The organism is Amycolatopsis sp. NPDC050768 (assembly GCF_040654155.1).
Lineage (GTDB): Bacteria > Actinomycetota > Actinomycetes > Mycobacteriales > Pseudonocardiaceae > Amycolatopsis.
The window spans coordinates 17,094-35,607 of sequence record NZ_JBFAHL010000003.1; the positions used below are offsets into that span (position 1 = coordinate 17,094).

15 protein-coding genes and 1 tRNA gene are annotated in these 18,514 nt (G+C 68.7%); 8 read left to right on the plus strand and 8 right to left on the minus strand.

Annotation, left to right across the window (positions count from 1 at the left end; translation table 11 throughout):
* Positions 1-342: 342 nt before the first annotated feature.
* A complete protein-coding gene (locus AB0H62_RS10275; RefSeq protein WP_360585439.1) occupies positions 343-4,071 on the plus strand; it encodes an SGNH/GDSL hydrolase family protein in 3,729 nt (1,242 codons plus the stop codon).
* A 214-nt stretch (positions 4,072-4,285) separates the two neighbouring features.
* Positions 4,286-4,762 (plus strand): hypothetical protein, encoded by a 477-nt coding sequence (locus AB0H62_RS10280; protein WP_220244888.1) that lies wholly within the window; start codon positions 4,286-4,288, stop codon positions 4,760-4,762.
* 60 nt (positions 4,763-4,822) lie between these two features.
* On the opposite strand, the gene AB0H62_RS10285 is transcribed toward AB0H62_RS10280, so the two are convergent.
* Positions 4,823-6,826 (minus strand): serine/threonine-protein kinase, encoded by a 2,004-nt coding sequence (locus tag AB0H62_RS10285; RefSeq protein ID WP_360585441.1) that lies wholly within the window; start codon positions 6,824-6,826, stop codon positions 4,823-4,825.
* Between the two features lie 183 nt (positions 6,827-7,009).
* Between AB0H62_RS10285 and AB0H62_RS10290 the strand changes: the two genes are divergently transcribed.
* Together AB0H62_RS10290 and AB0H62_RS10295 are read left to right on the plus strand one after the other, a co-directional pair.
* Positions 7,010-7,978: a metallophosphoesterase gene (locus AB0H62_RS10290; protein WP_360585443.1), complete on the plus strand. Its 969-nt coding sequence runs from the start codon at positions 7,010-7,012 to the stop codon at positions 7,976-7,978.
* 29 nt (positions 7,979-8,007) lie between these two features.
* Positions 8,008-8,081: transfer RNA gene (locus AB0H62_RS10295), tRNA-Pro, on the plus strand.
* Positions 8,082-8,133: 52 nt separating this feature from the next.
* Here the strand turns inward: AB0H62_RS10295 and AB0H62_RS10300 are convergent.
* The gene (locus tag AB0H62_RS10300; protein ID WP_360585445.1) at positions 8,134-8,820 is read right to left on the minus strand and encodes a methyltransferase domain-containing protein; all 687 of its coding nucleotides are present in this window, start codon (positions 8,818-8,820) and stop codon (positions 8,134-8,136) included.
* Between the two features lie 40 nt (positions 8,821-8,860).
* On the opposite strand from AB0H62_RS10300, the gene AB0H62_RS10305 reads away from it, so the two are divergent.
* The 3 genes from AB0H62_RS10305 (at position 8,861) to AB0H62_RS10315 (ending at position 11,663) form a co-directional block, all read left to right on the plus strand.
* Entirely contained in the window at positions 8,861-10,702 is a 1,842-nt protein-coding gene (locus AB0H62_RS10305) for a prolyl oligopeptidase family serine peptidase (RefSeq protein WP_360585447.1), read from the plus strand.
* A gap of 86 nt (positions 10,703-10,788) precedes the next feature.
* Positions 10,789-11,301: a hypothetical protein gene (locus AB0H62_RS10310; protein WP_360585449.1), complete on the plus strand. Its 513-nt coding sequence runs from the start codon at positions 10,789-10,791 to the stop codon at positions 11,299-11,301.
* A 230-nt stretch (positions 11,302-11,531) separates the two neighbouring features.
* Complete coding sequence (locus AB0H62_RS10315) at positions 11,532-11,663, plus strand: hypothetical protein (RefSeq protein WP_255638522.1); 132 nt, start codon at positions 11,532-11,534, stop codon at positions 11,661-11,663.
* Between the two features lie 15 nt (positions 11,664-11,678).
* Here the strand turns inward: AB0H62_RS10315 and AB0H62_RS10320 are convergent, their stop codons facing one another.
* The gene (locus tag AB0H62_RS10320) at positions 11,679-12,305 is read right to left on the minus strand and encodes a TIGR03085 family metal-binding protein (protein WP_360585451.1); all 627 of its coding nucleotides are present in this window, start codon (positions 12,303-12,305) and stop codon (positions 11,679-11,681) included.
* Between the two features lie 72 nt (positions 12,306-12,377).
* On the opposite strand from AB0H62_RS10320, the gene AB0H62_RS10325 reads away from it, so the two are divergent.
* On the plus strand, positions 12,378-13,445 hold the full coding sequence (locus AB0H62_RS10325; protein ID WP_360585453.1) for an NADH:flavin oxidoreductase/NADH oxidase: 1,068 nt from the start codon (positions 12,378-12,380) through the stop codon (positions 13,443-13,445).
* Between the two features lie 205 nt (positions 13,446-13,650).
* Here the strand turns inward: AB0H62_RS10325 and AB0H62_RS10330 are convergent, their stop codons facing one another.
* From AB0H62_RS10330 to AB0H62_RS10350, 5 genes are all read right to left on the minus strand, one after another.
* On the minus strand, positions 13,651-15,042 hold the full coding sequence (locus AB0H62_RS10330) for a glutamate decarboxylase (RefSeq protein ID WP_360585455.1): 1,392 nt from the start codon (positions 15,040-15,042) through the stop codon (positions 13,651-13,653).
* Between the two features lie 63 nt (positions 15,043-15,105).
* Entirely contained in the window at positions 15,106-16,587 is a 1,482-nt protein-coding gene (locus AB0H62_RS10335) for a hypothetical protein (protein ID WP_360585457.1), read from the minus strand.
* A gap of 209 nt (positions 16,588-16,796) precedes the next feature.
* On the minus strand, positions 16,797-17,273 hold the full coding sequence (locus tag AB0H62_RS10340; RefSeq protein WP_360585459.1) for a DNA starvation/stationary phase protection protein: 477 nt from the start codon (positions 17,271-17,273) through the stop codon (positions 16,797-16,799).
* Positions 17,274-17,322: 49 nt separating this feature from the next.
* A complete protein-coding gene (locus tag AB0H62_RS10345; protein WP_220244899.1) occupies positions 17,323-17,745 on the minus strand; it encodes an organic hydroperoxide resistance protein in 423 nt (140 codons plus the stop codon).
* A 132-nt stretch (positions 17,746-17,877) separates the two neighbouring features.
* On the minus strand, positions 17,878-18,444 hold the full coding sequence (locus AB0H62_RS10350; protein WP_220244900.1) for an NAD(P)H-dependent oxidoreductase: 567 nt from the start codon (positions 18,442-18,444) through the stop codon (positions 17,878-17,880).
* Between the last annotated feature and the right edge of the window lie 70 nt (positions 18,445-18,514).

Below are 18,514 nucleotides of genomic sequence, written 5' to 3' on the forward strand. Positions count from 1 at the left end.
GCATCCGCCACGCGCGAAGAAACGTCACGTGTGAAATCGCAGTCGTGGACACAGCCGAACCTTCGCGCCTGAGGCACAAGGGCCAGCAACCCCCGAACGGGATTGGCTCAGATGCACAATCCCGATCGGGTGTGCGACGCGTCCCGCGCCGCACACCCACCAAGGAAGGCGCATCCCATGAACCGTGCTCGTCGGAGATCGCGTTGGGCGGCCGTCTTGGCGGCAGCCGGCTTGGTCTGCGGGCTGGCAAGCCCGCAAGCCTCCGCGGCCCCCGCCCGAACAGAACCCACCGCGACGCCAGCCCAAATTCGTGATTCCGTACCTCCGGCCGACCGGTCCGCCGTGCTCGGCACGGGCTGGACCGAATCAGCCGACCGCGCGGTGACCACTGCGGGCGACACCTCCGGGTTCCATGTCCTCGTGGCCGACGCGAAAGACGGCTACGCCTGGCGCACTGCCGCAACGCTCACTGAACCAGGTTCCGAGACCAGCGAATGGATCGGACAGGATTGCGTCACCGCGTCTGGCCGGTTCGCTGCAGTCGTGTACGCACCGCGTGAAGCGGTCAACCACGAAGACCTGTTTCGGGCCGGAGGTCTCACCGCCATTGTCGACTTGAGCAGCGGCGGTGTCCACAAACTGCCTTTCACAGTAAACCTCGCCTATTACAACCCTGGCTGCGGCGCGGGCGACGAGGTCGTCTTCACCCGAAATTTCACCGCCGGCGATACCTACAAGTCGCAGCTCGTCACTGTGAACGCCGCCACCGCGAAGACGGTCCGACAGGTCGACGCGACTGGCCAGGTCACGTCCGCAGTGCCCTTCGGGGACGGCGTTCTTGCCGCCGCCGCGGATGGCCTCGCCACCGTGAGCGCCGACGGGACGCTGAAGCATGTCGCGGATACCACCGACACACCTTTCCGTCTGAGTGCGGACAAGGACGGCGGGGTCGGTTACGAGATCCGAACGCCGGCCGGTACTGAGATTCACCGGTACACCAAAACCGGCGACGCCCGGATCGCTCTGGCGCCACTGGACTCCGTACGGGTGAGCCAGATCGCCGGACGTGTGACCGTGCAAGGTCCGGCAGCGACGCGACTGAGGGTGCCGCTGCCGCGCGACTGGCAGGCCGCCGACGTGCCGATCGACGCCGATCTTTCGACGACAGGCTCACTCGCGGTCCTGTCGGCGACCAACGTCGAGAGCGCGCCGGACCATCCTGGCGACCCGACGCCAGTAACGATCAGCACCCAGGTACTGAAAACTGGTGCCCGGCCGCAGTTCGCGGTGCACCCCAACGCCCTGATGCCGTCGGCTGGGCGAGCTGTCTCGCCCGCAATCGGCACACCGTCGACAGGGGGAAAGAAATCCGCCGCGGTCGATCCATCTACCACCACGACCGACCCTGACCGGGCGTGCGCAGTTCCCCGCAACGACCCCAAGATCCAGTCACTGCAGCCCACGCCCGAGATGGGCGAGTGGGCCGCTGATCTGGCCGTGAAGGGACAGTTGACAATCCAACGCCCAGCGGGCTGGAACGGGTCGACGTTGCCGGCATACAGCCCGGAAGGCATGTTCGCGATGCACAAACTCGTCGGCGGCGGACAGGTTCCCGCACAGGTGCTGCTCGGAGTCATGGCGCAAGAGTCGAACATCTGGCAGTCCGGCATGGACACCGTTGATGGTGAGAGCGGCAACTTCAACCAGGGTGGCTTCTACGGCAAAGGTGTCGGCGTCGATCGCGTTGACTTCGGCAATGTCGATTGTGGCTACGGCGCGACCCAAGTGACGACTGGCATGACGATAGCCGAAGGAACTTCCGTATATAAGCCGAATGAACAGGTCGCGCTGACCGTCGACTACGCGGCCAATATCGCCGCCGGCCTGAACATCCTCATCGACAAATGGAATCAGATGAAACAGCTCGGGATCGTCGTCAACGACGGCGACCCCAGCAAGATCGAAAACTGGTGGTACGCACTCTGGGCCTACAACAGTGGCTGGCACGCACCGGGTGAAGCAGGCTCAAACGGCGCCTACGGCCTCGGCTGGAGCAACAACATGGCCAACGAGGATTACCCCGCTGACCGCGACGGCTTCCTCGACGCCAGCTACGACGACGCAAAATACCCCAACCACTGGACGTATCCTGAGCGCGTACTCGGTTGGGCGAAGCACCCACTGCTCCGGCTTGATTGGAAGGCAGGCACGTATGGTGCCGCCTATCGGCCTGCGCTCTGGCCGAACAGCGGCACGCCCCAGCGACCGCCGCTGGGCACGTTCTGCACCGCCTCAGTGCAATGCGACATGAACCAGATCCACAAGCCGGCGCAGTACCCCAGCGACCCTGGCAGCCATTGCCTGCGTGATGACCTGCGTTGCTGGTGGCACACGTCCACGAGCTGGACAAACTGCCCGACCGCATGCGGCGGCGAGAACGTGCACTACGCGCCCGGTACACCCGAACCGGCTCTCCCGGCCTCACAGTTGCTGTATCGGCCGGACTGCTCCGGTGCCTCGACGTTGCCATCCAATGCACTGATCATCGACGATGTGCCGGCTGATGTCACAACAGCTCGCGGTTGCGCCAAGAACTGGACCAATCACGGTTCACTCACCTTCAAATTCGCAGCGGACAACACCGGCCATTACCCGTCTAAGATCGACTTCCATCAGATCGACGGCGGGTTCGGCGGGCACATGTGGAGTGCTCATGCGTGGAACGAGGACAGCCCGAACAGCGCCATACACCGGATCACTGGTACGTGGACCCTCGACCGGCAGATCAGTGGTTGGGCTCGTGTGCTCGTGTATATCCCTGATCACCGAGCCCGCACGCCGCAGGCGTCCTACACGGTAAACGGCTCGGACTCCACTTCGCCCACGCGCTCAATTGTCGAAGGCAACTATCTCGACGACGAGCGCAACCCGGCACCTGGGCACTGGGAGTCTCTCGGCGCGTTCAACTTCCACGGCACCCCGAGCGTGTCGCTGGACAACTTCATCCACTCGCCAGTCGACAACACCTGGGAGGACGACATCCGGGACGTGCCCTGGGACGCGCTCGCCTTCCAGCCGCTGCCGGGCAAGCCGGGCGACCAACTGGTCGCACTCGGCGATTCCTACGCCTCGGGTGAGGGAGCCAGCGGTGACCCGGTGAACGGCGCCTGGAGCTACTACCGTTCCAGCGACCACGACGGCCGTGACGGCCACGGCGACGACCCCAAGCTGCGCGACGCGTGCCACCGCTCGCCAAACGCGTGGGCCCGGCAGATGGTGACTCCTGCCAACCCTGGCCGCACAGTCGGGTCACGCATGGACTCGTTTGACGTCTCGCTGGATTACCACATGTCCGCCTGCTCCGGCGCGACCACAGACATGCTCCTGCCGGTTCACGGTCCGGGTGATTCAGGCCAGTACCAAGAGGGCAGGCAGCTTGACCAGGGTTACCTCGACCAGAACACGTCGTTGGTGACCTTCTCCATCGGTGGCAACGACGCCCGATTCACGCCGCTGCTCCAGCAGTGCATCACTTCGATTTCGCTGTGCCAAGACGAGGTCTTCCAGAACGACGGCGAACCACTCTCGTCGGCCGAACCGAAGGTGATCGACGGGATCGGCGCAAAGCTGCGAAACGTACTCGACGCGGTCAAGCTCAAGGCACCCAACGCCCGGATCTTGGTAATGGGCTACCCGATCTTGTTCGAACTGTCCGGAGAATGCATTCCGGGCATCGGCACCGAGGAGGCACCGTGGATCACCGAGATGAACAACCGTCTCGACGACGTACTCGGCTCGGCAGTGGCGAGCGCGAAGTCAGCCGGGACAAACGCGGTCTGGGCTGATCCGCGAGCGGCTTTCAAGGGCCGAGGTGCGTGCGGTGACGACGCCGCCGGAGCACCAGAAGGCACCGAGGTCATCCACCGGATCGTGTTGTCGCTGACGCGCGGGGACAGCCCAATCTTCCAGTTGGGGACGATCGGGGTTGTATCGCAGCAGACTCTGCATCCGACGGTCCAGGGTGCTCAGGTCTACGCGAGTGTCGCTTCGTCGACGCTCGCGGCTGCGTAATCCGCAGCCAGAGACCAAGCTCCACGGCCACGAGGGGCCGCAGGCATCGAACTGCGGCCCCTTCCGGCTTGGACGTCGCGACGAGAGTGCAGTGGTCCGGGCTGCGAAACAGCCCCTCGGCTCCTTCCACGGCGGAGGAATGCCCGCGGTGCGTCAGCCCCCTTGAGCTCCGCGATCGTCACCAGACCAGACGTCGTGGCATTACAATTTCGGAGTGATGCGCTTGCGAAGGATGCTGGCCGGCGCGTGCGGCCTGATGGTGCTGGCGGTATGCGGTACCGCCTGTGCCAGTCCGGCTGACAAGCTACAACCGATTGCCACGAGCGCCGTGCGGGAGAAGGCTTCAGGCGCGCTCGGCGAGTTGCGCGGCGCAACTCCGCGCACACCAGAGTCGATTGAGCGGGCCGTCGCGAATGTCCTGCTCAAATGGAACACTGGTGGTGCCACTGTGCTGCTCGAGAAGGACGTCCCGGTCACCGGCCGGTTCACCGCCCGCTTTGCGTTTCTCGCGTTGGTGGGTGATGGTTTCGTCGGACAGTACGTGCAGTACGCGGTGCGGCTCTGCGTGTCCTACTCCGGCGAGGTGGGTCGAATCGGCTCAGTGGAAATGGCCGACCTGACCTGCCCCCCTGGCTTGCCCGACCCGAGTGACAGCGTGCCGGTGGATCGGGACGTCAAGCTCACCGGCTGACTGCCACCCTGTTCTCCACGGTTACTCAGAAGGAGGGTCACCGGGTGAGCCGGCGCGGCGTCAGAACTTCGGCAGGTCTTGCAGGATGACCTCGTTCCACCAGAGGTACATCCGGTCGCGCTCCTGGGGCGTCGACACGCCGTCGAAGACGAGGACGCCGAGGGTGTGGGTGCGGGCGTCCGTGTAGACGAACGTGTCGTCGTAGCAGGTGATGAAATCGCCGGCGTGGGGAACGTTGGCACCGGACCGGTTGTAGGAGCCCCAGATTCCGGGGTGTTTCACGGGGTCGCAGCCGCCGTGGTCGTCGTCGCGAGTGAGGTCGCGGAGCTGAACCATGCCTTCGAAGAAGGCGGCCATCGTGGCTTCGTCGGGGAACTGGTTGAAGTGCGCCTGAGTCGGCTGGTGGAGCATGACGTTTCCGGACCGGAAATCGCCGGCGAGCGACTTCGTGCAGTACGCCGCGCCGGTCGCGCCCTGCACCGGTTGGGCCGACGTGCAACCGCCGCCCTGGTAGGTGGCCGGCACCGGCACATTCCCGTTGGGCGCGTTCGCTGACTTCGGCGGGCCGCTCGACGACGACGGAGGGCTGGACGGACTACTCGGGGTGGTGGTCTCGTTGTCCGTGCTGGGCGGACCCGGCGCACTCGACGACGGCGTCGACGGCGGGGTCGACGTGCCGCCACCCGCCTCGGCTTGGCCCTGGCTGCGGATGATCAGCACCGTCGCGACGACCGCGACCACCACCACGACCGCCACCACCGCCGTGATCACTGCCCCCTTGCGCGACTTCCGCGGTGGCACCGGCGCCGGCCGCGTCGGCGGAGGCGGCCCGCCCTGCCACGACGGCGCCCCGGAAGCCAAGGGGATCGGCGTGTTCAACGATGTCGCCGGAACGCCCGCGGACGTCGCGGGACCGTTCGGGAAGGCGTGCCCACCGGTGAACACCCCCGACGGCGGCCCGGCCCACGTGCTCGGCCCAGCCGAAAACCCGGGCGGTGGCGTACTCGGCGCTCCGGCGAGCGTGTCGGGAAGGACCGCACTCGGAGGCGGAGTGCTCGGCGCTCCGGCACCCAACCCAGCCGACCCCGAATCCGGCCCGGCGGCCGAGCCGGAAACCGATCCAGGCGCACCCGGCGCCCCGGCTGATCCGGAACCCGCCGCAGCCGACCCCGGCCCCGGCGAGCCGCCGCCAAGCTCGCCCCGCTGCCAAACCGGCGCACTCGTCTCCGCACTCAACGCCGTCGGCCCCGACGCGTCCGCCAGCGCCGCGGTCACCGCCGCCGCGAAGGCGCCCGCTGTCGGGTAGCGGTCGGCGGATTCCTTCGCCATCCCCCGTGACACCACGTCGTCGAGAGCGCGCGGCAGGTCCCGTCGCGCGGCGGACAGGAGTGGCGGCGGAGCGGTCAGGTGAGCGCCCATCTGTGCCACGGCGCCGTCCACCGGAAACGGCCGATGGCCTGTCAGGCACTCGTAGAACACGCAAGCCAGCGCGTACACGTCGACGGACCCGTCGAGCGGCTTGTCGCCAAATCGCTCCGGCGCCATGTAGTCCAGGGTGCCGATCACGTTGCCCGTGCCCGTGATCGACGTCACGGCGCCCGACATCGAGCGGGCGATGCCGAAGTCGACCAAATACACAAAATCACCGTCGGTGACGAGGATGTTCGACGTCTTCACGTCGCGGTGCACGAGGCCGTCGGCGTGGGCGGCGTCGAGCGCGCTCGCGACCTGCGTGATCAGGCCGGCCGCGCGTACGGCGGTCAACGGTCCCACCGCGATCAGGTCTTTCAGGTCCTGGCCCTCGACCAGGCGCATGTCGAGGTAGAGCCGGCCGTCGATCTCGCCGTACGCGTGGATCGGGATGACGTGCGGCTCGCGCAGCCGCGCCACCACCTGCGACTCGCGCCGGAAGCGCGCGCGAAACGCCTCGTCGGCCACGTACGCGTCGGAAAGCCGCTTCAGCGCGACGACGCGGTCGTGCGTGGTGTCGTAGGCGCGGTGCACCTCGCCCATCCCGCCGCGGCCCAGCAACGCCTCGATCCGGTACGGCCCGAACTGTTCCATCGTTCTCCCCAAGCCCCCCGGCTTGTCACCCGTACTCGGGCCGACGCAGATGCTAACCAGCCCGTTCCCAGGAACCGGCCGGTGTCACCCAACTGTTGAGCACGCGATCGGATACCAAAAGCACGCTCGGTGATCATCGCTGCCCGCAAGCCCAGGAACACGCCGACCACGTATCCTCGCTTTGTGAGCACGCTCAGTAACACCAGCACCGCCAGGAAGCTCGCTGTGGGGACCCTCGCGCTCGGGACCGCGACACTCGGTTACGCCGTGGGCGTCGAACGATGGCGGTTCACCCTCCGCACGGCCGAGCTGCCCGTGCTGGCGCCCGGCTCGAAGCCGTTCACGATCCTGCACGTCTCCGACCTGCACATGCTCCCCGGACACCGCGCGAAACAACGCTGGGTGGCCGCGCTGGACCGGCTCGAACCCGACCTCGTCGTGAACACCGGCGACAACCTCTCGCACCGCACGGCCGTGCCGTCGGTGCTGCGCGCGCTCGGCCCGCTGCTCGACCGGCCCGGCGTGTTCGTCTTCGGCAGCAACGACTACTACGCGCCCAAGCCGAAGAACCCCGCCCGCTACCTCATGCCGAAGGGCAAGAAGAAGCGCATCCACGGCACCAAACTCCCGTGGCGCGACCTGCGCGCGGCGTTCCTCGAGCACGGCTGGACCGACCTCACCCACTCGCGCCACACGCTTGACGTCGCGGGCCAGGCCGTGTTCGCCGCCGGTCTCGACGACCCGCACCTGCACCGCGACCGTTACCGCGAGATCGCCGGCCCGGCCGACGCGGGCGCCGTCGTCCGCCTCGGTGTCACGCACTCGCCCGAGCCGCGCGTGCTCGACCCGTTCGCCACGGACGGTTACGACCTTGTCCTCGCCGGCCACACTCACGGCGGCCAGCTGCGCTTGCCCGGCTACGGCGCCCTCGTGACCAACTGCGAGCTCGACCGCACCCGCGCCCGCGGCGCCTCCCGCTGGGGCGCGCACATGTGGCTGCACGTCTCGGCCGGCTTGGGCACGTCGCCGTACGCGCCGGCGCGCTTCGCCTGCCCGCCGGAAGCGAGCCTGTTGACGCTGGTTCCGCGCGGATCCGGGGCCGCCGAAAGCCGTAAGGCAACCCCGCGCAAACCCGCTCGGACCGTCAGCTAAACTTCTCCACGACCCGTTAAGCAGTACCTCGGGGTGTGGCGCAGCTTGGTAGCGTGCCTCGTTCGGGTCGAGGAGGTCGTGGGTTCGAATCCCGCCACCCCGACGTTAAGGAAGGCTCCCGTCTCGCGACGGGAGCCTTCCTTCGTTTCAGGGGATCACCGGGTGGCGGTGAGTTCCGTCCAGCACTGGAGGAAGTCGCCGGGGCCGGCCGTGCGCGTCCAGGAGTAGGCCGAGCGCGCGGCGGACGTGAGCTGGTCGCGGTCCGGGTGGTCCAGATCCGCGAGCGCCGTGGCCAGTGCCTGCTCGACGAACGACGCCAGATCCCGGTACGCCAGGTCGGAGCGGTGCCGGGTCCGCGCGACGACCTCGGTGAAGCCACTGTCGGACACCTGGTCGGCAATGGTCCGGCCCGCGAACGGGTTGGCGCCGGAACGCCGCAGCAGCAGGTAGTAGCCGCGCAGGGCCGCGTCGACGTTGGCCGATTTCGGGCGCAGCCGCGCGCGGCCCCAGTCCGAAGTGGACAGCGCCAGCCGGCCACCCGGCCGGAGCACGCGGTGCAGCTCGGCGAGCACCCCCGTCGGGTCAGGCAGGCGTTCCAGCAGGGCGTGGGAGAAGGCGACGTCGGCGGACGACGTGGGGAACGGCAGGTCGAGCGGGTCGGTCACGACGTAGTCCACTGTGGACTGGCCGCTCCCGAAACCCAGCGTGATCGTGCCGTGCCCGCAGCCCAGGTCGACCACCCGCATGCCCGGCGTGAAGAGCGCCTGCGCGAACGCCGCCCGCTCCACCGCCGTGCGTGCCGCACTCCTCGACGCCGCGTCCCGCGTGTATCCCTCCAGCACCCGGCACACAGTACGGCCACCAGGGTGGCAGGATCGAGGGGTGAGCACGCAGTCAGGCAACAAATATCCGCCCGCGGTGGTCCCCGACCGCCTGTTCGCCGACGCCGACGCCGAGTCCCGCTGGCGAGCCCGCTTCCACTCGGCCCGCATCTCTGTGCCCGAATGGGCCCGCGCCGCCCCCGACGCCAACGTGTACGTCTCCAACGCCAGCGGCGTCTGGGAGGTCTACGCGTGGGATCGCGCCACCGACAGTCACCGCCGCGTCACCGACCGGCCCAACGGCACCCTGCACGCCACCCCCGCCCCCGACGGCTCGGCCGTCTGGTGGTTCGACGACACCGACGGCGACGAGTTCGGCTCCTGGGTGAGCCAGCCGTTCGACAGCGACAGCTCGGCCGCCACCAAACCGCTGCCCGAGGTCCACGACGGCTACCCCGCCGGCCTCGAGCTCGGCTCGCGCGTGATCGCGGTCGGCGTCTCGACCGACGACGGCAGCGCGCTGTTCGCGAAGATCGGCGACAAGACCGAGCGTTTCTACAGCCACCCGGACGACGCCGGCATCGCGTCGCTCTCTCGTGACGAGAGCTTGGTGGCGATCTCACATTCCGAACACGGCGACTCACGCCATCCCGCGCTGCGCGTGCTGGCCACCGACGGCTTCACGACCGTCGCGGAGAAGTACGACGGCGAGGGCAAGGGCCTTTCGGCGCTGGAGTTCTCGCCGCTGCCCGGCGACCAGCGGCTGCTCGTGCTGCACGAGCGGCGCGGCCGGGAGGAGCTGCTGATCTGGGACGTCCGCGCGGACACCGAGACGGAGCTCGAGATCGACCTGCCCGGCGAGGTCGTGGCCGACTGGTACCCCGATGCCCGCGCGCTGCTGGTGGTGCACTTCCACCAGGGCCGCAGCTCGCTGTACCGATTCGACCTCGACGACGGTTCGCTGTCCTCTGTGGACACCCCGGCCGGCCGGATCGGCGGCGCGGGTGTGCGGCCCGACGGCAGCATCGAGTACTCGTGGTCCAGCGCCGCGGAGCCGACGGCGGTGCGCAGCCGCGCGACCGACGGCACCGACGCCGTGCTGCTGGCGCCGCCGGGTGACCAGGCGCCCGGTTCGTCGCCGGTGACCGACGCGTTCGTAGAGGGCGTCGGCGGGCAGATCCACGCGCTGGTGTCACGTCCCGCCGGCGCGCCCGACGGCCCGTTGCCCACGGTGTTCTCTCTGCACGGCGGCCCGCACGCCGCCGACGAGGACCGCTTCTCCGCCTACCGCGCCACGTGGCTCGACGCCGGCTTCGCCGTGGTCGAGGTCAACTACCGCGGCTCCACCGGCTACGGCTCCGCGTGGCGCGACGCCATCGAGGGCCGGCCGGGCCTCACGGAGCTCGAAGACGTCGCGGCGGTGCACGACTGGGCTGTCGAAAGTGGACTGTCCGACAAGGACAAGTGCGTCGTCAACGGCGCCTCCTGGGGCGGCTACCTGTCCCTGCTCGCGCTCGGCACCCAGCCCACGCGCTGGGCGGCGGGCGTCGCGGGCGTGCCGGTAGCCGACTACGTCGCCGCGTACGAGGACGAGATGGAGCAGCTGCGCTCTTTCGATCGCGCTCTGTTCGGCGGCGCACCCGAGGATGTGCCCGCGGTGTACAAGGAATGTTCGCCGATTACCTACGTGAACGCCGTCGCCGCCCCCGTACTGATCCTCGCGGGCGACAACGACCCGCGCTGCCCCATCCGTCAGATCGAGAACTACCTCGACCGCCTGGGCGCCCGCGACGCGCCCCACGAGTTCTACCGCTACGACGCCGGCCACGGCTCCCTCGTGATCGCCGAGACGATCAAGCAGACGTCGATCGAAGTGGATTTCGCGTTGCGCGCTTTGCGGTGATTTGCCCCTGGCCGGAGCCCCTTCCGCGGGCTCCGGCCAGGGAAATTCGCTTGGTTCCGGGCTTTCCGGGGTTGATGCTTCGGCCTGTGGACCTGGTGTTCGAGCACGACCCCCGCGGCGAGACCTTCACGCGCATCACCCGCGAAGACGGGGTTGTGCTCGGGTTGCCTTCGTATTCGCGCAAGTTTCGCGTCCCGCATGACCTCGCGCACGCCGCCGTGGAACGCTCGCTGGGTTTGCCCGGCGGCATCTTCGGCTGCATCGCGGCGGGCGGCGTGTTCGACAATATGAGTGTGCTACAGGGGAAACCACGCCACGACGCCCGGGAGCGCAGCCGCCGGGTACTGAAGGCGGCTTCGGGATCCATCGCGGTGGCCGAGAGCCTGGTCGGCGTACTGCATCACGCGGTGGAACATCGCCGGCGCCCGCCTTTTGCCGCTGCGCGAGAGGCTTGGGGTGTCATTCGGGCGGAGCCGTATCCCTTTGGTGATGCCGATATCCGCGGGGCGGTGGAGTTGTTGGCGGAGCTGGTTGAGGTGTGGAGTCGTCAGGCGGAGCCGTTGGAGTTTCGGTGGCCTTCGCGGCTGCGGGCTGGGTAGGTATTTGTGCTTGAACTCCGCCGTCCGGCTTGGTGATCGGCTGCCGGAGAACTCCGCTGAGCTGACTGATTGACCTCGTGTCGAGGTATCACGCGCGTGCGGTCCGAGCCCTCCTCACGCGCGGTTGCGCGAGTTGTCCACAACTGTGGCGACCTGTGGACAACTTGCCTGATCAGCAGGTTTTGTCGTCCCACCCCGGTAAAATGGATCATGGGGCGCATTGGATCGGGATGCCGGTCGAATCGGTGGGACAGATGAACTTCCGGGCGTCCTCCGGCAGCATCACCACGTTGCGCGAAGACGACTACTTCCACGGCCACCAGCTCGTCAGCCTCGGCGACACTCGCCACCTCGACGTCTGAGCGGCCGCACCCAGGTCACATGCCGCGGCTGAGTGCCTGCAGCCGGTCGACCGCCGCGGGGTCACCGTCGTAGGTGAGGTGGACGGCGTCGCGGCCGAAGACGAACAGCAAGAGGTCCACGGGGTCGCCCGTGACGGTCACGACGGGGTCACCGGACTTGACCTGGGCGGAGCGGCCGTCGGTGTGGCGCAGGACGACGCCGACGGGGGCCTTGCGCAGGTTGAGCTTCGCGGACTGGCGCGCGAGGCGCCAGGCGGCCTCGTCGCGGGACGGATCGGCCGGGCGGGGTTCCCAGCCGGGCTGGGCGCGGCGGACGTCTTCGTGGTGGACGAGGAACTCGGCGCCGTTGGTGAGCTCGTTGAGGGGGCCGATGGCCATGGGCCAGTACCAGGCCGGGCCGCGGCGGACCTGGTCGACGAGGGCGGGCCACGGCTTGGCCGCGTAGCCGTCCTGCACGCGCTTCGTGTAGCCGGCGAGCGCGGGCACCATGATGCCCGGCGACGCGTCGAGGCGGTGTTCGCGCACGATGAGGTGGGCCGCGAGATCGCGCGTCGCCCAGCCTTCGCACAGGGTCGGGGCGTCGGGGCCGACCTCTTCGAAGAGCGTGCTCAACGCCTGGCGTTCGTCTGCGGCAAGACCCATGCCTTCGACATTACTCGCGAGTACACCCCCGCGCCGGGACGAGACGACCACCACTGGGTGTTTCATCGAATCGTGAGCCGACTCTTCGAACCCCTCTCCCTGCGAGGCCTGACGCTGCCGAACCGCGCGTGGGTCTCGCCCATGTGCCAGTACTCCGCCACCGACGGTGTGCCCGACGACTGGCACCTCGTCCACCTGGGACAGTTCGCCGTCGGCGGCGCCGGGCTCATTCTCACGGAAGCCAGCGCCGTCAGCCCGGAAGGCCGGATCAGCCCGCAGGACACGGGCATCTGGAACGACGAGCAGGTCGCCGCCTGGCGCCGGATCACCGACTTCGTGCACGCGCGCGGCACGGCGATCGGCATGCAGCTCGGACACGCCGGGCGCAAGGCGTCCACGCGACGGCCGTGGGAAGGCACCGGCAGCGTGCCCGCGTCCGACGGCGGCTGGCAGAGCGTCGGCGCCGACGACCAGCCCTTCGGCGACTACGCCCCCGCCCGTCCGCTGACCACCGACGAGGTCGCGCGCATCCCGGCCGACTTCGCCGCCGGCGCCCGTCGCGCGCTCACCGCCGGCTTCGACGTCCTAGAGCTGCACCTCGCGCACGGCTACCTCGGCCACCAGTTCCTCTCGCCGCTGTCCAACTCCCGCACCGACCGCTACGGCGGCGACTTCGAGGGCCGCACGCGTCTCGCGCTCGAGATCACCGAGGCCGTGCGCGAGGAGATCGGCCCCGACGTCCCCCTGTTCGCCCGCATCTCCGCCAGCGACTGGGCCGACGGCGGCTGGTCCCCCGACGACTCGGTGCACCTCGTGAAGCTCCTGGCCGACCGCGGCACCGACCTCGTCGACGTCTCCTCCGGCGGCAACGTGCCCCACCCCCGCATCCCCGTCGGCCCGGGTTACCAAGTGCCCTTCGCCGAACGCATCCGCCGCGAGACCGCCGTGCCCACCGGAGCCGTCGGCATGATCACCGAACCGGAACAAGCGGAACAAATCGTCGCCACCGGCTCGGCCGATGCGGTGTTCCTCGCGCGCGCCCTTCTGCGTGATCCGCACTGGCCGCACCGCGCGGCGCACGCGCTGGGCGCCGAGGTGAAGTGGGCGGACCAGTACCTGCGGGCGAAGCCGCGCCGCTGACCCGGCCCGCGAACGTCTGACCGACCCGGGATCCATCGTCGGACGCGGGCCGCACTCGCGGTTAAGTGCGGACCGCCGGAACCTCGCTGCGTTGAGCCATTTCCGCACCGTGGTCCGGCCCGCCGACCCGAAAGGGTGGGCTTGAGCGTCCGCGAGGAGCTGTGCGGCTGGGCTTCGAGCGGCTCCGAAGCCCAGCCGGCGGGCGTCAGTGGTGGAAAGCCGTCGAGGTGGCCGCGTCGTGCTGGGGTTCGGTTTGGCGTTCCAGCTCGGGCAGGGTCCGGCGGAGGTCGGCGAGCAGGAGATCGGCCAGGTCGTGGGTGAAGCCGTTGCGGACGACAACGCGCAGCACCGCCAGGTCGGTTCGCTTCTCCGGGAAGGTGTAGGCCGGGACGAGCCAGCCGCGTTCGCGGAGTCTGCGAGACACGTCGAAGACGTCGTAGCCGGTGACTTCGGGCTTCGTCGTGAAGGCGAAGACCGGGAGCTGGTCGCCGCGGGTCAGCAGCTGGAACGGGCCCAGGTCGGCGATCGCGTCGGACAGGTGGAGCGCGACGTCGCGCGAGGCCTGCTGCACGGCGCGGAAGCCTTCACGCCCGAGGCGGACGAACGTGTAGTACTGCGCCGCTACTTCGGCGCCGGGGCGGGAGAAGTTCAGCGCGAACGTGGGCATGTCGCCGCCGAGGTAATTGACGTTGAAGACCAGCTCCTCCGGCAGCGCCTCGCGGTCGCGCCACACGACCCAGCCGACGCCGGGGTACACCAGGCCGTACTTGTGGCCCGAGGTGTTGATCGACGCGACGCGCGGCAGGCGGAAGTCCCACTCCAGGTCCTCGTCGAGGAACGGCGCGATCATCGCGCCCGACGCGCCGTCGACGTGGACGGGGATGTCCCAGCCGGTGCGGCCCTGCAGGTCGTCGAGCGCGGCGGCGATCTCCGCGACGGGCTCGTAGCTGCCGTCGAAAGTGGACCCGAGGATCGCGACGACGCCGATGGTGTTCTCGTCGCAGCGCTTCACCGCCTCCTCGGCGGACAGGTGCAGGCGGTTGCCGTCCATGGGCACCAGGCGCGGCTCGACCTCCCAGAACTCGCAGAACTTGTCCCAGCACACCTGCACATTCACGCCCATCACCAGGTTGGGCTTCCCGGTACGGCCGAGCTTCGTCCAGCGCCGCTTCAGCGCCATCCCGGCGAGCATGCACGCCTCTGACGAGCCCGTGGTCGAGCAGCCCATGATGTCCGTGGGGTCGGGTGCGTGCCACAGGTCGGCGAGGATGTTCACGCAGCGCCGCTCGAGCTCGGCCGTCTGCGGGTACTCGTCCTTGTCGATCATGTTCTTGTCGACGCACTCGGCCATCAGGTCGCGGGCCTGTGGCTCCATCCACGTGGTGACGAACGTGGCCAGGTTGAGCCGCGCGTTGCCGTCGAGCATCAGCTCGTCGCGCACGAGCTGCAACGCGGTGTCCGGCGGCAGCGACGTGTCGCGAAGCTTGTTGTGCGGCATCACGAAGTCGGCCGCCAGGGCGGGATTCGCCCCTGCGTACATGGGGTTCGTGCCCGATTGACGGTTCGATCCGTTCTGTTCCCCGCTGTGCAGCACCATGCTTGCGACCGTACTGCCGCACCCCGGCCCGCGACAGCACACGACACCCGGCCGGGCGGCCCGTCAGCCCAGCGGCTCCACCTCCAGCACCTGCGCTTCGGGGCCGCACCGGAAGACCAGGCCGGCTTCGGTCCGGTCCAGCGTTGAAAGTTCAACCCCGTCGAGGCGGGCCCTGAATGCCCCGGGGATACGGCCGATCGTCACGGTCCCCTCACCCGGCACGTCCGGCGTGCGCCGCAGCCGGGCGAGCAGCACGCCGTCGACGACCTCCGCCTGGCTGACCTCGACGTCGCGATCGACGACGGTCAGCGCCGGTTCCGCGAAATGGCTCGCCGGCCACGGATTGGTGTAGAGACCCCAGAGGCCGTCCGGGGTGTTGAGGCGGGCGTAGCCGAGCAGGACGTTGCCGCTCATCGGCTCGATGTCGGTGCGGTTGCCGTCGGCGTCGGCCGGGGTGTCGTTGCGCGGGTAGTACAGACCGCCTTCGCGCCAGGTCGGGTTCATGAAGCGGTCGGCGTGCGCGAGCAGGCTCTCGAGCGTGGTGCCGTCACCCATCTCCGACGCCCACGCCGCCACCCAGCCGAAGTCGCACGTGTCCGTGATGACGGGCTGGCCCATCACTTCCCGTGCCGGCGCCGAGCGGACGGACAGGGTCCCGTGCGGCCCGTCGACGAGGAACCGCTTGACCTGCTCCGGGTAACCGTCGTGGACGAAGTCGCGGTTCCACATGTTCATCAGCGCGCCGCACCACGCGTCCACCCACGGCGACGGCGCTTCGTTCGGCCGCACGCGCTTGGAGTCGGCGGTGATCATCATGTTGTAGTGGCCCGATTCGTCGAGCCGGCCGAAGTCGGCCCACGCGCGTTCGTAGCCGGCCACGACCTCTTCGGCGCGATTGCCGCCGGTGATCAGGTCGTGGAGGCGGAAGCCGAGGATGGCGGGCTGGTTGCAGATCTGGAACACGCAGTTGGGCTCGCACGCCACGCCCAGGTAGCCGTTTTCCACCATCTGCCAGTAGATGTGGTCGTTGAGCGACTCGCGGTCGTACGGGAACCGCTTCTCCTCGCCACCCCAGAAGTACGACCAGTGCTGGAACGTCAGCGACCCCGGCGCCGCGAACTCGTCGGCGGCGAAGAGGTAGTCGTGCAGCAGCGCCATCGACTGCACGTACGCGCTGTACATGATGTTGTCGCGCACCACGGGATCCCACTCCTCCTTGAGATCCCCGAGGTGCGCGTTGACCACCGCCCCGCCGCGGCTGACGTCGCGCCAGTACAGCCATACCTCCGGCAGCAGGATCTTCTCGACGAGCAGCCGCAGCGTCGGCCGGAACAACCCCGGCGCGGCGGGCAGCCGGTGCCGGTGCGTTAGTGCCAGCGCGTACGCCATGTACGCGAGCTGGAAGCGGTAGCCGCCGAAGTCGTCCTGGCCGGTTCCCTTGCCCTGCATGAAGGACCAGTCGTTGCGGAACTGGCGGGAGAGGTTGTCGAAGTGCCTGAGATGACCGAGTTGCTGCCGATCCAGCGGCGGGTGGAGAGCGGGCATGTCCTCAAGTGAACACGGAAGCGGGCGGAAAAGCCCGTGTCAGATGGCGCGAAATGCTGTTATGGCACGAACGGGCCGGTCGTGCCATGGCGGCTACCGTGCGTTTACGGCGCGAAGCGATGCGCGCGCCGCGAAGCGCACAACGGGCGCCGTCTCCACGAAAAAAGGCCGCCCACCCCGAAGGGTGAGCGGCCCGTGAACAAGATCCGTCAGGCCTGCTGCGCCTGCCACATCCAGTGCGCCTCTTCCAAGGCGCGCGTGATTTCGATCAGCAGGTCCTGCGTGACCAGGTCGCTCTTGTCGGTCTCGTCGATGCGCTTGCGGAGGCGCTGGATGAGCGTCGCGAGCGTGTCGACGATGGCGGCCACCGCGGTTTCCACCGACTGCCAGTTGTCGGGGTAGTCCGGGGCGCCCGAGCTTTCGACGACAGTCTTCGCCTTGCCGTTGGGCGAGATGCCGATGGCGTTGGCACGCTCGGCGACCTCGTCGGTGTACTGGCGAGCAGTCGCGACGAGCTCGTCGAGCTGCAGGTGGGCGCTGCGGAAGTTCTTGCCCACGACGTTCCAGTGGGCCTGCTTCGCGATCAGCGAAAGGTCCACGAGGTCGACGAGCGTCGCTTGCAGGGCGTTGCCCGTGATCTCCTTGTCGGCGTCACTGAGCGGGCTCTTGATGGGAGAGTTGACCATCGGGGGTTTCCTTCCTGTGTCGTGGTGGCGGAAGCAGGCGCCGAACGCGTCAGACCGTGGTGGTGAGCCCGACCTCAATGTTGCCCCGGGTCGCGTTCGAGTACGGGCACACCTGGTGCGCCTGCGCCACGAGCTCATCGGCCTGGGCCTTGTCCATACCGGGCAGCGCGACGTTCAGCACGACGCCCAGCTTGAAGCCCACTTCCTGCTTGTACAGGCTGACCTCGGCGGTCACCGTCGACTCCGGCAACTGCACCTTCCCCGCGCGCGCCACGGCCTGCAGCGCGCTGTGGAAGCACGCCGAATAGCCGGCGGCGAACAGCTGCTCGGGGTTGGTCTTGTCACCGCCCGGGCCGCCCATTTCCTTCGGCACTGCCAGCGACTCGTCGATGACCCCGTCGGACGAGGTCACCTCGCCGTTGCGGCCCGCGCCTCGCGCGGTCGCGGCCGCGGTGTAGATCGCGTCAGCCATTCTTTCGCCTACCTCCTCGTCGGGACGCCTCGCTCAGCGTCTCATCGATAACAACGTTCCGCATCAGCGGAACCTTGCCACCGCATGGCAGGCATCACGCCGGGGAATACCCGGCGTCCGGCGGATGAAACCTCAGCGCGACAGGGTGAACTCGGCCACCTGGCGGCCGATCAGGCGCAGCGTGCGCACGCTCTTGTCGTCGGACGCGCCGCCGGACTCGTCGAACTTGGTCTCGGCGGAGTTGATCGAACCACCCAGCGGGGTGGGCCAGCCGCGCAGCGCGTGCGTGATCGTGCGCAGCTGGTCGAGCGTGGTGACGGCGGCCTGCCACCCGAAGGCGACGGCGGCGAGGCCGACCGGGCGTCCTTCGAGGTAGGGGCGGGTGTCTTCGCGCAGGTCCTCGACGTAGTCCAGGGCGTTCTTGACCAGCCCGGACAGCGCGCCGTGGTAGCCGGGCGAGACCACGATCAGGCCGTCGGCGCGGCGGATGCTCTCGATCAGCCGCCTCGCGCGGTCGTCGCGCTCGCCTGCGGCGGTGTCGTAGAACGGCAGCACGAGCTCAGGCCCGGGGATCAGCTCGGTGTCGACCCCCAGCTCGGCCGCCGAGTCGAGCGCGATCCGCAGGGCGCGCTCGGACTGCGAGCCGTCGCGCAGTGAACCGCCGATCCCGAGCACCCTGACCGCTTTGGCTGAAGTCACGTCCCCGAGGCTAACCCCTCGACTTAAGTGGAGGACCAGGATTTGGGACGGAGTTCTCGATCACAGCTGG